9 protein-coding genes are annotated in these 16054 nt (G+C 58.7%); 7 read left to right on the plus strand and 2 right to left on the minus strand.

All coding sequences use genetic code 11. From position 1 onward, the window contains the following. The first annotated feature begins 79 nt into the window (after positions 1–79). The 4 genes from SFU85_03395 (at position 80) to SFU85_03410 (ending at position 9295) form a co-directional block, all read left to right on the plus strand. Positions 80–2668 carry a hypothetical protein gene (locus tag SFU85_03395; GenBank protein ID MDX6765814.1) on the plus strand — a complete coding sequence of 863 codons (2589 nt, stop codon included), beginning with the start codon at positions 80–82 and terminating at the stop codon, positions 2666–2668. Between the two features lie 294 nt (positions 2669–2962). Beyond that, complete coding sequence (locus SFU85_03400) at positions 2963–6049, plus strand: alpha-mannosidase (protein ID MDX6765815.1); 3087 nt, start codon at positions 2963–2965, stop codon at positions 6047–6049. A gap of 130 nt (positions 6050–6179) precedes the next feature. Further along, on the plus strand, positions 6180–8381 hold the full coding sequence (locus tag SFU85_03405; GenBank protein MDX6765816.1) for an RICIN domain-containing protein: 2202 nt from the start codon (positions 6180–6182) through the stop codon (positions 8379–8381). Continuing rightward, the gene (locus tag SFU85_03410) at positions 8378–9295 is read left to right on the plus strand and encodes an NAD(P)-dependent oxidoreductase (GenBank protein ID MDX6765817.1); all 918 of its coding nucleotides are present in this window, start codon (positions 8378–8380) and stop codon (positions 9293–9295) included. The genes SFU85_03405 and SFU85_03410 overlap by 4 nt, the downstream gene beginning before the upstream one ends. On the opposite strand, the gene SFU85_03415 is transcribed toward SFU85_03410, so the two are convergent. Beyond that, positions 9296–10843: an AraC family transcriptional regulator gene (locus SFU85_03415; GenBank protein MDX6765818.1), complete on the minus strand. Its 1548-nt coding sequence runs from the start codon at positions 10841–10843 to the stop codon at positions 9296–9298. 62 nt (positions 10844–10905) lie between these two features. Here SFU85_03415 and SFU85_03420 point away from each other — a divergent pair, with 62 nt between their 5' ends. The 3 genes from SFU85_03420 (at position 10906) to SFU85_03430 (ending at position 14862) form a co-directional block, all read left to right on the plus strand. Then, the gene (locus SFU85_03420; protein ID MDX6765819.1) at positions 10906–11847 is read left to right on the plus strand and encodes a LamG-like jellyroll fold domain-containing protein; all 942 of its coding nucleotides are present in this window, start codon (positions 10906–10908) and stop codon (positions 11845–11847) included. A gap of 100 nt (positions 11848–11947) precedes the next feature. After that, a complete protein-coding gene (locus tag SFU85_03425; protein MDX6765820.1) occupies positions 11948–13822 on the plus strand; it encodes a glycoside hydrolase family 2 TIM barrel-domain containing protein in 1875 nt (624 codons plus the stop codon). 59 nt (positions 13823–13881) lie between these two features. Further along, the gene (locus SFU85_03430; GenBank protein MDX6765821.1) at positions 13882–14862 is read left to right on the plus strand and encodes a glycoside hydrolase family 43 protein; all 981 of its coding nucleotides are present in this window, start codon (positions 13882–13884) and stop codon (positions 14860–14862) included. A gap of 183 nt (positions 14863–15045) precedes the next feature. On the opposite strand, the gene SFU85_03435 is transcribed toward SFU85_03430, so the two are convergent. Further along, positions 15046–16035, minus strand: a complete 990-nt coding sequence (locus SFU85_03435; GenBank protein MDX6765822.1) for a LacI family DNA-binding transcriptional regulator — start codon at positions 16033–16035, stop codon at positions 15046–15048. Positions 16036–16054: the final 19 nt, after the last annotated feature.

Consider the following 16054-nt stretch of genomic DNA (forward strand, 5'->3'; position numbering starts at 1 on the left):
TTCTGCCACGCCTATATCCGCCTGACCGACCTTTGATGCGCTCTTTCTTCCCCACCCATCCCTAATAACAAATTGATTCATGCGACACTTCTCTTTCTTTCCATTCCTACTGACATTGTCTGCTCAACTGGTTTGGGCCGCTTCTCCACCCCCCATCCCCTACTCATCAACCTGGGCTGGCAATTCCTACGGACAAGGTGACCGGAAATGGATCCAAAACAACATCCTGGGCCTTCATGTCAGCTCCAATGGCGTGATTTACACCAACAGCTGGTGGGATGAAGCAGGCCGGGAGAGCGGCATATACTCGGGCCAAGATGGCGAGCCCATCGGCATGCTCAAAACCCTCCACGCATCCTTCGGCGGGGGATTCGCCATCACCGGGGACAACCGCTACATCTATTCCTCCAATTGGGACAACGTTCGGCGATGTGAACCCGATGGTCGTCCCGCTCCCTTTCCTGGAGGGCTTGGGCCCTGGGGCGACTCTTTTGGGGTATCGGATAAACCCACCGGATCGAACAAAGCCATTGGAATCAGGGGCTTGGCAATCGACCCGGAAAAAGGTTTGCTTTTTGTCTCCGAGAACAACGACAACGAAATCGAAGTCTGGAGCACTGAAAGTCTCAAGTGCCTCCGCAAATGGTCCTTCGATCGCCCAGGTCCTCTCGCCGTGGTAGAAGACGGTTCACTCTGGATCATCTCCCAAAAGGGAAATAATCAGCCCGCCCGCATTGTCCATTTCAGTGCCACGGGTCAAAAACTCGCACAGGAAATCGAGTCAGGTCCGGACTTTGACCCCACCAGCCTATGGTACGACCGGGTCGGCAAACGGCTCCTGGTCTCGGACAATGGCCCGGATCAAAACATCAAAATTTATCTCCACTTGGAAAAGTCCCGCATGGAACCGGATGCCGTTTTTGGTTCCAGTGTCTATTCTGGTATTCCGGGGAAAATCAGTCCTACCAAATTCGGCAGCAGCGGGCTCACCGGGGTGGCCACGGATGACCAAGGGAATTATTACGTCAGTATGAACGGTGTCGGCCCCCACTCCTTCTGGCATGGTGGAGGAACTGTGCTGGAATCCTGGACAAAATCCGGAACGCTCCGGTGGCGGAAACTCGGCCTGAGCTTTGTTGACTGTGCCGATGCCGATCCCGCTTCCGACACCGGGGATAGCCTAGATATTTATGACAAATACTCGCGCTACCGGCTTGATTTAACCAAAACCACAGCGGGAACGGAATGGTCCTATGCGGGCCGCACTCTCAACCCGATCAAATATCCAAATGATCCACGTTTCATGCGTGCCCCGGATGGCTGGGATTACACCGGAGGAACCTTCGTGCGCAACATCCAGGGACGCAAATTGCTTTTCGTCCTGAGCATGCAGGCCCGCAGGATCCTCGTTTTCCGATTCAACTCAGAGACTGACGGCGAAACTGCCATCCCCTCCGGTATCTGGGAATCCCAAGTCGGATACGATGCGGGCTATGACGGCAGCCCCAAAGGAAAAGATTTCTACTGGCGGGACTCAAATGGCAACGGAAACATCGATGCGGAGGAATTTTCAGCCGGACCTGGCATGCCCAATCTTGGTTATGGCCTCTGGGTGGACACCAACGGAGACATCTGGTCCTGTAATCACTGGGCAGGGAGCGGAGTTGGAATCCGCCGATTGAAAATGCAAGGTTTTGATCCCCTGGGTAATCCCATCTACGACTACTCTGCTGGAAACTACACCGAGTTCCAGCGCCCGGAAGGAAGCCATGGCGAACTGCGTCGCATCGAATACAACCCGGAGAACGACACCATGCTGGTAGGAAGCACCAGTCTTCAGGACGGAGATCGTGATGCGGGCAATCGCTTTGTGAAGTATAACAACTGGAACAAGGAAAACCGAACGGTGGCATGGACCCTTGATCCACCCATGGATAAAACCAAAATTTCATCCATGACCGTGGCCGGAGATTATTTGTTTCTGGGCTACAGTTATTTCAGCTCCAACAGCCGAGAAGGAACAATCCGCGTATTTCGTTATAGCGATGCTTCTTACGTCGGGGATATGACGCCCACTCCCGTGATCGGCTCGCTTTCGGGAACTTTCGACATCCCCTATGCCATTCGGGCCTTTAAACAAAAAAATGGAGAATACCTTGTCTTTGCCGAAGACGACCACTTTGCGAAAATCGTCATTCACCGGTGGAATCCCCAAGGAAACAACGTTGTCGACACCCTCGATAGTCTCGACAAAATTGATAAGAATCTCAGCTCGGCGGGCTGGTCCATCGATGGTGGAAACCAAGATCATTTTGGACGGGATGCGGCCAGGGCCACTCGAACCACTGACACCGCAGAGCACCTCGTCTGGAAAGTGGATTCCCTGTCCAATTTCGCCGCCGCCATCTATTTTGATGCGCGGAACAAAATCGACGAACAAGTTGCTTTTTTCTCCTCGGTTGACGGAGAAAACTGGACCCCTGTAACCCTGGCGCGCCTGTCGGATGTCCTCAGTGGCGGCGGATGGAATGTTACCACGTTCCGCCCCCATAATGACCAGTTGCCGAGTGGAACACAGTACCTCAAAATGCAATTCTTGCCCACAGGCACTGCTTGGAACGTCCAATTGGGTCGAATGGAACTCTTCGGAAAACGACCCCAATCCTGAGGCTAAAATTAACCGTTCGATAATTGTCACCCAGCGAAGAGTAAAGCATTAAAACTTACAAATCATGATTTACTGAGCGGTGTCTTTGAAGTCAACACTCACATCCTGACTGTCTCTATCGTGACACGGGTCTTTATCCACCTGGGTCGAAACTCGGTTGCGACGCCATGCTAATGGAATGATATATTAACCTCTTATGCAATACTAAGCAAAGAAGAAAGCAGTAATGATTCCCGGCACGGATCTGAAACATATTTTATTCCAAATTTCCCTTGCTATTTTATTGCATTAATTATGCTTAAACACACGGAACTGACTGAATGCCGCATCCGCCAAGCGTTGGAACGCCTCCATGCAGCTTGTACCAGCGATTTCCGCGCCCTCGGTGTGGAGGCAGCCACAATACCGGGCGAACCTTTACCGTGGAGTGTGGCCGAAAAAATGGATTACAGGCCCTTTCGTGTCGGCGAGGCCTGGGGCACTTACTGGAGTACTTGGTGGTTTCGCTGCCGGGGACGGGTGCCTGCGGAGTGGGCGGAAGGTGAAGCCATCGCCCTTTTTCATTGTGGCTTTGCGGCAGGGGAAGGTTTCACCTCGGAGGCGCTCCTGTGGTCCGGTGGTCTCCCCCGGCAGGCGGTCAATGTCAATCGCATGGACTTGCCGATTAACGGAGCCCCGGGGGCGGACTTCGAATTCCACCTGGAGGCGGCAGCCAATCCGTCGCCCAACGTTCATGGATCGGCACCGCTCCTCCTACCTGGCTCGGACGCCGCCCCGGCTTTCGTGCTCAAACGCGCGGAGCTGGCCCGCTTCCACCGCGAAATCTGGCAGGCATGGTGCGACATGAAAGCCTGTGCCGATGCCCTGGAGGTTTTGCCTGCCACTTCAGCCCGCCGCGGACAGTTGCGCCATGCCCTCAACGAGGTGGCCGATTGGATCGACTGGGAGGGCGGGGCCTGCGCCGCCCGCATCCGCTCCCAACTAACCCCCCTGCTCCAACGCCGCAATGGCGACACCGCCCACGTGGTTAGCGCAGTCGGCCACGCCCACATCGATACCGCCTGGCTCTGGCCCCTGCGCGAGACCGTGCGCAAGTGCGCCCGCACCTTTTCCACCGCCCTCGCCTACATGAAGGAGTATCCGGATTATGTCTTTGCCTGCTCCCAGGCCGTCCAATACGCCTGGATGAAAAGGCACTACCCGGAACTTTTCCAGGATATCCGCTCCGCCGTCGCCCGGGGCCAGTGGGAACCGATCGGTTCCATGTGGGTCGAGCCCGATTGCAACCTTCCTTCCGGTGAGTCCCTGGTGAGGCAGATTGTGCATGGCAAACGCTTTTTCCGCGACGAGCTGGGTGTGGAAATGAGCAATGTGTGGATTCCCGACGTCTTCGGCTACAGTGCGGCCCTGCCGCAGATTTTCGCCCTCAGTGGCGTGGATTCCTTCCTGACCCAGAAGATTTCCTGGAACCAATTCAACAAATTCCCCCACCACACCTTCCTCTGGGAGGGAATTGATGGCACACGCATCTTCACCCATTTCCCCCCGGCCGACACCTACAACGGCAACATGCACCCACGGGAAATCCTCCGCAGCGCGGAAAATTTCCGGGACGGCGACCACGCCTCCCGCTCACTTTATCCCTACGGATTTGGAGACGGCGGCGGCGGCCCCACGCGCGAGATGCTTGAAATGGCGCGAAGATTCCGCGACTTCGAGGGACTGCCTCGCTTGGAGTTGGAGGGGGTTGCCCGCTTTTTTGAGAAAGCCCGTGCCGATGCCTCCGACCTCCCCTTGTGGGTGGGCGAGTTGTATCTGGAATCCCACCGGGGCACCTACACCACCCAGGCTTGGGCCAAGCGGGGCAACCGGCTGGTTGAGCGCGCCCTGCGTGAAGCCGAATTAGCCGACGCCTTCGGATGCCCCGGCCATGACGAATCTGTCTTTGCCAAGATTGAACCCTTGGCAGTCTATGAGGCTGAGCCTTCCCACCTCCCCAGCTTGAACCAGCGTCAATTGGATCGTGCCTGGAAGCTGCTTTTGACCAACCAGTTCCACGACATCATCCCCGGCAGTTCGATCCATTGGGTCTATCAAGACAACCGGCGCGACCTCCGTGTGGCCGGAGAGATCACCGATGCCGTGGTGGCCTCCACTTTGGGCCCTGATCTGGACACCTGTGACGCGGGGGCCTCCGTGCTGAATACCCAGGCCTTCCACCGTGCGGAAGTGGTGGATCTGCCGGACGGTACCCCGGCCTGGGTGGAAGCACCAGCCTGCGGTTGGGCTCCGCTTGAGGCAGGCACCCGTTCGTCCTGTCCAGCGGTCAGTGCACAGTGCGTGAACGATCTCTGGATACTCGACAACGACCTCATCCGGGCGGAGTTCAACCACTGCGGTCTGCTCATAAGGATGTTCGACCATGAGCACCAGCGTGAGGTGCTGGCCCCTGGATCGCCTGCCAATTTGTTCCAATTGCACAGCGATTATCCCGTCAACTGGGATGCCTGGGACATCGATGTTTTCCACCGTGAATCGTGCCACAATCTGGACGGCGTGGCGGAATTATCCTGGCAGGGACAGCATCCTCTTCAGTCCCGGCTTCGGATCGTGCGGAAATTCGCTGCCTCCCGGCTGGAGCAATCCGTGGTTTTGCGAGCGGGTTCGCGGCGTTTGGACTTCGAAACCACGGTGGACTGGCACGAAAACCACAAGGTGCTCAAAGTCGCCTTCCCCGTCAACATCCGAGCCTCCCATGCCCTCCACGGCATCCAGTTCGGCTGCCTGGAGCGACCCAACCATTTCAACACTTCGTGGGATATGGCCCGCTTCGAAACCTGCGCCCACCAATGGAGCTGCCTTCACGAAGGCAACTACGGCGTCTCCGTTCTGGAGGACTGCAAATACGGAAGGGATGTCGTGGGTCATGTAATCCGCTTGACTCTGTTGCGGGCACCCACAGCCCCCGATCCGGAAGCGGACCGTGGGACGCACCAATTCACCTTCGCCCTCTATCCCCACGCGGGCGACCACCGCAAGGGGTGCGTTCCGGAGGAAGCCGCCCGCCTCAACCACCCCTTGCGTTTGTTCCGGAAACATGCGGAACTACCGGCATCCGCCTCTTTCCTCTCCATCGACCGCCCCGGCCTCCTGGTTTCCGCCCTCAAACGGGCCGACGACGGGCGCGGCCTGATTGTCCGCGTTTACGAGGCACACGGCACACGTGGTCCCGGCCGCCTGCGTTTCGGGCTGCCAGTTTCGGGGGCTTGGGAATGCAACCTCCTCGAGGAAGACCAGAAACCGCTGGAGATCGACCAGGGGATTCTGGATTGCGACTGGGCTCCTTTCCAAATCCGCACCCTCCGTATTGTGCCCTCCTGAATCCGGCAAGGTTTTTTCGATAGATTTGCGTGGTCTGCAAATATGGGCAAATCGTGCAATCGCTATTATTAATGGGCAGATGAACCCCCAAGTGAGTGTTTGTAGGGCTTTATTCACCCGTGTACGATTCATGTTTTGCGGACTGCGCAGGGTCCTTGCCGTCTGGTCAATCCTGACCGCGCAACTTGCTGCCATCGCCTTCGCCGCACCGCTGCCTGGCCAGCGGGCGGATGACTTTGTCGAGTCTTGTGGCATCAACATCAAACTGGACCGTGGCGTCTACTTCAATTGGACGACGGTCAAATCGCGGCTGGATGAATTGAACTTGCGCCATTACCGCGACGGACTCCGGTTGGTCGAGAACCCGACTTACAAGGCCCGCTACCAGGAACTCTGGGATCAACAGGGCATGAAACTCCTCGGCATCTGGGGTCCATGGGAAAACTTCGGTCGCCCGCCTGGCGATGCCGTGCCTACCATCAAGCTGGCAGCCCCTTTCCTCCATGCGGTAGAAGGCCCGAACGAGCCCGACCTCTTTTGGGATGATAACTACAACTACGGCGGCCAGACCGAACGCTATGCCGAGATCCGGGCCTATCAGAATGACCTCTTCAACGCCGTCCATGGAGACGGGCAGACTTCCGGCTTTAATGTGACCACACCCGCCATGGCCTTTGTCGAAAGTGCCCCGCGCCTCGGCTCCAACCTGCATGACTTGGTAGCCTGGCATTTTTACACCGGACCGGCCGACATGCTTGGCATGGGTGACCGACGCAACAGCACCCGTTTGGCCTATGGCAATTCCAGCAAGCCCAGCTACCTAACAGAAACCGGATCAAATGTGGACCTCGGCAGTCCCCTGGGCATTTCCGAACGCGCCCAAATGAAAATGGTGGTGCGCGCCATGCTGCTCGGCTACCTCGGCGACGCCAAGACCTACCTGCACCAACTCATGGATGAGGGCTCGGAGGTCAACGAAAACAACCGCTGGGGCATTGTCCGCAACGACGGCACCCCGCGCCCGGCATTCAATGCCCTGAAAAATCTGGTCAACCTGTTCAACGAAAGCACGTTCAATACCTCGAGCAAAACCTGGAGCCGCCCCGGCTTCAACCCGCCCGGACTCGACTACTCCATCCAAGGGGGCCTCGACAAGTTTTTCCACATCCTCTTCCAGAAGGCGGACGGCACTTCTTACATCGTCACCTGGATTGAGACCTCCTCGTACAACAAGGGAAGCAATACAAACCTCGAAACCAGCCGCCCGATGACACTCAACATCCGGGGAACGGCACGCATTGAAGCCCTGTCTTTCGACAACAACGGAAATTGGTCCACCAGTGTACTGACGGGATCGGGGTCTTCGGCCGGGTTCACCACCAGCGATTCCGTAACCGTGATAAAGATTTCGAATCTAACAGGCGATGGCGACAACGGAATCACCAATAACATGGTTTACGAACTCGAACCACTTTCCAGTACGGGCCAACGTCTGGATGTGGCCGGGGCCGCCGACGCCAACGGGGCCAATGTACATCTATGGACAACCAACGGGGCACCCGCCCAGGCCTGGCGCTTCACCGATGCGGGGGCCGGCTTCTATGAACTTACCCCGCAGTGCGCGACGGGGCGCCGCCTGGATGTGGCCGGTTCCGGAACGGTGGATGGCACCAATGTCCACATCTGGCAGTCCAACGGGGCGCCAGCCCAGAAGTGGCGTCCGATCCGCATTTCCACGGACGTCTATGAATTCGAGCCGATGAACGCCCCGGGCAAGCGGTTGGATGTCGCCGGGAACGGTGCCGACGCCGGCCTCAATGTTCAGATCCGGCAAACCAACGCCGGTAATGCCCAACGCTGGCGCCTCTCCACCCCCAACAGCGGTGGAAGTATCGTCAACAATGCACTCTACGAACTGGAGCCCCAATGTGCCGCCGGTAAGCGGTTGGATGTGAATGCCTCAGCGGATGTCAATGGAGCCAACGTCCAAATTTGGCAATCCTTCGGCAACCCCGCCCAGACTTGGCGGGTGACCAGTGTGGGCAATGGTTTCTACGAACTGACACCGCAATGCGCCACAGGGCGCCGCCTGGATGTCGATGGCATGGGTTCGGCCAACGGCACCAATGTCCATATCTGGCAATCGTTTGGCAATGCCGCCCAGCGCTGGAAGCTGATTTCGGTGGGTGGAGACCTCTTCGAATTGGAGCCGGAGTGCGCCCCCGGTAAACGTCTGGATGTCGCTGGCATGGGCTCGGCCAATGGCACCAATGTCCATATCTGGCAATCGTTTGGCAACGCCGCGCAACGATGGAAGCTCATCCGCAGATGAACCTGCCCTCACACGGTCTGAAACTGGCGGCGAAACGCATTCTCGTCACGGGCTCCAGCGGAGTTGCCGGCCGATTTGTACTGCCGCTTCTTTGCCAACAGGGCTTTCAAGTCCGGGCGGCCGACATGGTGGCCCCGCCCACTTCAGGAAATGGGTTGGAATTCGTCCGTTGCGATGTCCGTTCCCCGGGCGACATCCGTCAGGCTGTCCAGGGCATGGATGCCGTCATCCACTTGGCGGCCTGGCATTGCGGACACCAACCTCCGGTCAGCGATGAAACCACCTTTGCCGTGAATGTGGATGGCACGTTCCACCTGATCCAGGCCTGCCGCGAAGCGGGGAGCCCTCCCTTGGTTTTTGCCTCTTCCATGGCTTATGGCTGGGGATCGGTCTATTCGGTGAGCAAGGTGTTGGGGGAGGATCTTTGCCGGATGTACCACGAGGTGACCGGAGCGCCCGTGGCCATTCTGCGTTACCACGCATTTGTGCCGGGACCGTATCTGGAATTCGGTGCCCGATTGCTGCGCAACGGAGTGGATGCCGGGGACGTGGCCACCGCCACGGTGGCGGCTGTTTCTGCGGCACTGGATGGCCGGGTGCGTTTTTTCCGGACCATCATCCACACGGCGCATGGCATGCCTGAAGCAGTCCGGCAGGATTTTTCCGGCCTCGGTCCTGCCTGGTGTGATGAGCTGGTGCCCGGTGGGGCCGCCCTTTTGAAAAAATACCACCTGCCACTACCCGATCAGGTCGAGCAGCATGACTTGACCACCGCGAGGAATGAAATCAGCTGGCAACCCGCCGTGGGTTTCCGAGAGTTTTTGCAGGATTTGCACGACCGCGATGCCCGCGGCGAACCGGTGGCCCGCTACCATAGTCCAGGCAGCCTCCGTCATGTGGCATTGCGTACTTGATCAATACAAGGCCAGTGTAAGTCCGAGCAGGGCCAGGGTGGATCGCGTCGTGCCCGGAACGGTGATGCGGATTTCCTGGAGTGGCACCGAAGGGTCGGGATTGACCCACTCATGGACGTAGATGCGCCCGGATTTCCCCGGGCTGCCCGCCGGATCACCCACATAGACACTGCGGGTGGACTTGGTTTCCACCGGCTCGAAACCCCACCACCAGTCCTGGATGTTGGCTGGCGACGAGGGAGAGGGCCTGGACTCCCCCAACGCACGGATCAGGATTTCCGATTCGCGCCCGCGCACCGGTACCATGCGGTAGCGTCCGAAGGGTTCACCCCCCTCCACCCATCCCGCAGCATGAAGGAAATACGCGGCACGAACCCTTGTGCGAATGGGAATGTCGATGCCGAGGGGAAGTCCGGCCCCCACGCACGCGGTAATGTGGGGATGGGTCGAACGGAAAAGCACCATGGCCCGGGGCTGGGGCGGCAATTCCTGCATGAGATCAAACGGAACCCCGTGGAACACATGACGCCCCGGCACGAGCGGCAACCGGTGCTCATCCCCAAACCAACCAGTCGTCCCGGTGGAAACGGCACGGTTGGCCCAAGTGGCCAAGTTCAGGCAGTGCCAGCGGGACTTCGGCAGTCGCTGGGAAAGACTGAATTTGCCCAAGACAGTGGACGGACGCATCGGTCCCGGATCGGAGTCCTGTTTTTGCGCCTGCCGATAGATCGAGGGGCGTGAGCCCATCCACCGCTGGAAACTGTTGGAAAATGTAAAAGGGTTTTCATACCCCATGGCGTGGGCAATGGCCTCGATGGACTGGTCGGAGTATTGCAGCAGGGCGGCGGCCCGTTGCATGCGGATGGAAGTCACCTGTTGCATGGGCGTTCGACCGGTTTCCTTGACGCAGATCCGGCGCAGGTGTTCCCGGCTGAGATGCGCCATTTGGCCCAGTTCTTGGATGGACCAGTCCCGCCCCGGGTCTTTACCTACCGCCTCCCAAAGCTTCCACAAACGCACGTCACTGCGTTCTCCCTGAATCAGACGATGGGAGTAAAGAAGGATCAGTTCCGCCCAATGGTCGATACCGGGCATTTCCGGAAGAATGTTTTGTGCCAGCAGCAGTCCTTCCACGGCCGTGCGCAGCGGGCGGGGATCAAGCCGGAAAATGCGCGGTTTCCAATGCTGGCTTTCCGGATGGGGGAAATGATCGGCTTGCAGGTGGACCCAGCAGAATTCCCAACGCCGACCCGCCACAGCCCGCATGGCTTCGGAATGTCCGGGCGGGTTGAGAAAAATCATGCCTTCCCGGAATGCGTGCCACCGCCCCTCGAACCAAATCTCCCCGCCCCCCCCCTGACATCCGAGAATGTGTCCAAAATCCGGTCGTTTGCGAACCATCTGATAGGGTTGGGCTACGTGGGAAATACCACACCATTCAATTCCCCGCTTGCGCAGGGCCTCGATCCGTCCGCCCTGAGCAAGATTTTCCCGGCTGCGTGCGCCGATGATGTGCTTTTCAGATAGATTTGTGGGTAAAGCAACCATGGTGGTTCAGTGTGATTTCACGCATGGTGTATCCAAGCAAACAAACACGGAGAATGCCAATCATGAATAAATTAATCAATCGTTCCAGCTATTCCATCCACAACCTGCCCGGGGCCCGGATCGCTGTCTGCGCAGGTCTGCTCTTATGTGCTTTTGGGTCGGTACAGGCCGCCACCCTCAGTTACTGGCGATTTGAGGACCAAGCCGATGGCGGTCAGTTGGAGGGGAACCTTGGCGGCGGCCCTTTCACCACCACTGCAGACTACTCGGGCAACGGCAATCCCCTCCGGACATTTGACGGTCCCGCAGGAGATCCAGGGATCAACACCTCCCCCACCTTCGGCGCCGGTGGCCCCGGTGCCATCGTTCCCCAAACAGGAGCATCGAGCACCCGCTGGGCCTACTTCAATGGGACCCGGGACATCTACACCGACAGCACTCCACTTAACTCATTCAACTTCACCGGAAACTTCACGATCGAGGCCAGCATCTACTCCGATGCCACCGGCTGGAAGACATTCCTCGGCAGGGATCAGGGAGGGACTCCAGGTCCGGGAGGGCAGTTCTTTTATCAACAGCGCGGGGACAATGGTAACCTCGGCATCGCGTTGTTGGATGGCTCCGGAACTCTCCGTGTCATCGACAGCGGCTTCAACATCGCCAGCAGCTTCACTTGGTTCAACACCGCACTGGTCAGTAGCGGCGGCACCCTCACGCTTTATCTCCAGGACAACTTGGACCAAAGTTGGGATGTTGTCGGCACCACGACCACCGCCGGTGGACTCAACAACTCGCCTGCCACATGGACGGTGGGCCGCGGTTGGTTTGGAGGTCCGAATGATTTCTGGAGCGGCGGCATTGACGAAGTCCGCATCAGCGACACCGCCCTCACCACCGACCAATTCCTCTGGTCCTCACCCATACCCGAGCCATCCACCTATGCCCTCTTTGGCGTCGGTGCGCTCGCGCTTTACTTGACCCGCAGAAAGCTCGTGCAGCGCTGAATTCCTGCGATTTGATTTTTGATTCGACTGATTATTCTTTAAACATATCGGGCAGGGTGGGTTGACTAGCTTGCCCGATTTTTTACCCTACAGCGCCCCCATGCTTCCTCCAGACTCCTCCCTCCCCCGCCCCGAGTACCCGCGCCCCCAATTTGTTCGCGATTCCTGGCAGTGCCTGAACGGCCCGTGGAATTTTGAGATCGATTCCGCCGATACCGGCCTGGATCGGGGCCTGTTAGACCGGCCTCTATCCAGCCAAATCCTGGTGCCCTTCTGCCCCGAATCCTCCCTCTCCGGTGTCGGCCAAACCGATTTCATGGCCGCTGTGTGGTATCGCCGCCGCATCACCATCCCTGAGGATTGGGATGGGGCGCGCATCCTGCTCCATTTCCAGGCAGTCGATTACGACGCGACGGTTTGGGCGGATAAAAAAGAAATCAAACGCCATCGCGGTGGCTTTACGCCATTCACGGCCGATCTCGGCCCGCGCAAGGGGGGCGATGTGGTGGAGATTACCCTCCGTGCCCGCGATCCGCATGAGCCCCCCCAACCGCGCGGGAAGCAGAGTTGGAAATTCCACAACTTCGGCTGCCTTTACACCCGCACCACCGGCATCTGGCAAACGGTCTGGATGGAACCGGTGGGAGAGTCCCATCTCCTGCGCACCCGCATCACCCCCGACCTGACCTCCTCCTGCTTCCACATCGAACAACCCATCCGTGGACCCCAGACGGCACTTTCCCTGCGCGCCAGCCTGCTCCTCCCGGACGGCACCAACCTGACCTGTACCTGCGTCTCCTGCACGGAAGCGATGACCCCGCGTCTGCGACTCGACATTCCAAGCGCCCACCGCAGGCTTTGGTCACCCGAAGATCCCTTCCTCTACGGCCTTCTCTTGGAACTGCTGGATGCGGAAGGACAGGTTCTCGATTCCGTCCGCAGCTACGCCGGCCTCCGCGCGGTGACCTTGGACGGGAAGGCGGTCAAGCTCAACGGACGCCCCGTTTTCCAGCGCCTCGTCCTCGACCAAGGCTATTACCCCGACGGCCTGATGACGGCACCCACCGACGAAGCGCTGGTTGCGGACATCCAGCTTTCCCTGGATGCCGGATTCAACGGCGCCCGCCTGCACCAGAAAGTATTCGAAGAACGCTTCCTCTACCACGCCGACCGCATGGGCTACCTGGTCTGGGGGGAGTTTGGTGATTGGGGTTGCGGGGGCGCTGGCCATCCCACCGATCATCAAAAACCCGGACCCAGCTACATCGGTGAATGGATCGAGGCCGTGCAGCGCGATTATTCCCATCCCTCGATCATCGGCTGGTGCCCTTTGAACGAAACTTTCCAACCCCTCAGTGACCGCATCAGCCAACTCGACGACGTAACTCATGCGATGTATTGGGCGACCAAGGCCATCGATCCCACCCGCCCGGTGATCGATGCCTCGGGATACGCGCACCGGGTCCCTGAAACCGACATCTACGATTCGCATGACTACGAACAGGATCCCGCCGCCTTTGCCCGCATCCATGCGGGGCTCGCCGAGGGCCGCCCCTTCATCAATCCCCACCCCCACCACCACCAAGCCGTCTGGTCGGTTCCCTATCAAGGCCAGCCCTTTTTCGTCAGTGAGTTTGGCGGCATCTGGTGGAACCCCGACGCCAAACCCGGGGAAGACTCCTGGGGTTATGGCCAGCGCCCGCAATCGCTGGAGGAATTTTACACCCGCTTCGAGGGCCTGTGCCAGGTACTCCTGAGCGATCCCCACATGTTCGGTTATTGCTACACGCAACTGACTGATGTGTTCCAAGAGCAAAACGGCCTGTACCGCTTTGACCGCAGTTTGAAGTTCGACCTGAAGCGCATCAAAGCCGTGCAAACGCAGATCGCCGCCATTGAAAAATCCGCCCTCGAAAGCCGGAATACGATCACCGCGGAGCATTCCCGTATCGCGGATAAGTCCCGGTCCGGTTGAACATCCAGGCCTTGCGCAAGGAGTTGGTCAATTGGCACTGACTGTATTTATCGTACTTCATGAACGAAACTCTGGCCCGCACGGAAGAACATTCCCTCTTCGCCAATCCCATCGTTCCCACCCTGGACGCGGCCGATCCGTGGATCGTGGTACATAACGGGATGTATTACTACCTGCACAGCGGCAATGACACGATTGAAATAAGGCGGGCCCAATCCATCAAGGATCTCTACACGGCCGAACCCCATGTGGTCTGGCATGGCGATCTGCCCTTGCGCTCGAAGCAAATGTGGGCCCCCGAGCTGCACTTCGCAGACGGACGCTGGTATCTCTACTACTGCGCCAGTGACGGAAATCATCTCACCCACCGGAATCATGTCCTGGAAAGTGAAAGCGATGACCCGATGGGCCCCTTCCACTACAAGGCCAAACTGCTCACGGATGAGCACGACGAACACTACGCCATTGACGCCAACTTACTGACCCTGCCCTCCGGAAAAAAATACCTTTTGTGGGCTGGATTCCCCGGACATCAGGTCTTCATCCGTTCACTGGAAAACCCGTGGACGACACGAGGACCGCGCTCACAACTTCCTTGTGATGGGTTTGGCTGCGCCGAGGTACGTGAGGGACCGGTTTGCCTGGTGCGCAACGGCAGGGTATTTCTATTCTATTCGATGTGTGATGTGGGCAAGCCGTGCTACCGGTTGGGGATGATCCATGCGGATGTTTCTGCCGATCTCTTGGACCCTTCGGTGTGGACACAGCATCCGGAACCGATGCTCCAGCGTCATGATGCCCACGGGGTTTTCGGTCCGGGGCATAACGGCTTCTTCACCAGTCCCGATGGAACCCAGGACTGGATCGTTTACCACGCCAAGAGTACCCCGCTCTTCACTTACCGCTATCGCAGCGCGAGAATTCAACAAGTGTATTGGACGGCTGATGGTTTTCCCCAAATAGGAGATCCGTTGCCTCTCGGTGCCATTCAGCGCGTGCCTTCAGGAGACCCAGGCGGCTGGCTCGGCCCGGTCTGGTGAGCCAAGCCCCTTGAGATGATCCTATCGAAAGCTGGAATGAATTAAACCCAGGGCAGACCATCGACCTTTGCCACTCGTCTACCCGCATTACTGCCTTCCGGGATAGGACCGGGCATCGGGATCGTCCGCAGTTATGAATGGAGGCGAATCGCTCAGACTGGGGTCTTTTCATCCGCAGGTGGATCAGGCCCGACGTCTGATACTGGCTCCTCCGCGCCATCTGCCTTCAATCAGCAGGGTCCTGGCAAGAGATAGCCCTCCGCATTCCCCGCGCTGGAGCATGCCCCCCAGCAAATCCACCGCCGCTGCGCCGACAGTCTCGAGGCTTTGATAGATTCCCGCCAGCCTGCCGTGCTCGGGAATCCAGTGCAGATGGGCACAGCCCATGTCCCGGGGAACACGCACCCCGGCCTGGCCCAGCATCTGGAGGATGTCCCCATTGTCCGATAACACGGCATCCGGACGCGTGCGGCGCAACCAGGCGGTCCAGGCTTTCGCATCATGCCGGTCATAAAGCAGGGGGGCCAACCGGTTGCTCACAGGCTGGCTTCTCTGATAATACAAAAAGGCCGCCAGCATGGTGTGATTGGACCAAAGGTCATCACTCACACTCAGGTGGAGCGCGATGCGCCGGTAGCCGAACCGGGTGAGTTTCTCCAGGGCCCGCAGGACCGATTCGAACTGGTGGTTGCACACCGAGGGAAGATGCGGCAGGGCAAAACCCACCGTCACCACCGCAAAACGGTTCCATTCCGGCGCGAGCAGCATGGCGGAATCATCCAAACCGGAAACCAACAGGCCGGGAATACCCCGGGCCCGCAACTGCCGGATCAACGGCAGGGCGGTTCCAGGGGCCGCAGGAAACAATTCCAGCTCGAATCCCAATTGGCCCGCCCGCCGGCGGGCTCCTTCAAAGTGCCGGCGATAATAGGGATCCTCCCGGACCGTATCCAAAGTCGGCACCAGGTAGGCCAGATGGGAACGGTACACGGCCGTTTTGGGTGAACGCAACTGGCCCATCAACCAACCCACCCGCGGATTCCGCCGATAACCCATCCGCTCGGCCACCGCCAGAATCCGCTCGCGTGTGGCCACCGGAATGCGGGGATGCTGACGGAGGGCCAGCGAGACCGTCGTGCAATGCACTCCCGCCTCTTTGGCGATTTGACGCATCGTCCCCACAGTCTACGTA

Source organism: Candidatus Methylacidiphilales bacterium (assembly GCA_033875315.1).
GTDB lineage: Bacteria > Verrucomicrobiota > Verrucomicrobiia > Methylacidiphilales > CAZTYG01 > JANRJG01.

What these genes read in the sequence shown, in the direction of transcription:
- SFU85_03415 (MDX6765818.1), bottom strand. Translation starts at nt 10,843, where the DNA reads ATGGTTGCTTTACCCACAAATCTATCTGAAAAGCACATCATCGGCGCA.
- SFU85_03425 (MDX6765820.1), top strand. Translation starts at nt 11,948, where the DNA reads ATGCTTCCTCCAGACTCCTCCCTCCCCCGCCCCGAGTACCCGCGCCCC.
- SFU85_03420 (MDX6765819.1), top strand. Translation starts at nt 10,906, where the DNA reads ATGAATAAATTAATCAATCGTTCCAGCTATTCCATCCACAACCTGCCC.
- SFU85_03435 (MDX6765822.1), bottom strand. Translation starts at nt 16,035, where the DNA reads ATGCGTCAAATCGCCAAAGAGGCGGGAGTGCATTGCACGACGGTCTCG.
- SFU85_03430 (MDX6765821.1), top strand. Translation starts at nt 13,882, where the DNA reads ATGAACGAAACTCTGGCCCGCACGGAAGAACATTCCCTCTTCGCCAAT.
- SFU85_03400 (MDX6765815.1), top strand. Translation starts at nt 2,963, where the DNA reads ATGCTTAAACACACGGAACTGACTGAATGCCGCATCCGCCAAGCGTTG.
- SFU85_03405 (MDX6765816.1), top strand. Translation starts at nt 6,180, where the DNA reads ATGTTTTGCGGACTGCGCAGGGTCCTTGCCGTCTGGTCAATCCTGACC.
- SFU85_03395 (MDX6765814.1), top strand. Translation starts at nt 80, where the DNA reads ATGCGACACTTCTCTTTCTTTCCATTCCTACTGACATTGTCTGCTCAA.
- SFU85_03410 (MDX6765817.1), top strand. Translation starts at nt 8,378, where the DNA reads ATGAACCTGCCCTCACACGGTCTGAAACTGGCGGCGAAACGCATTCTC.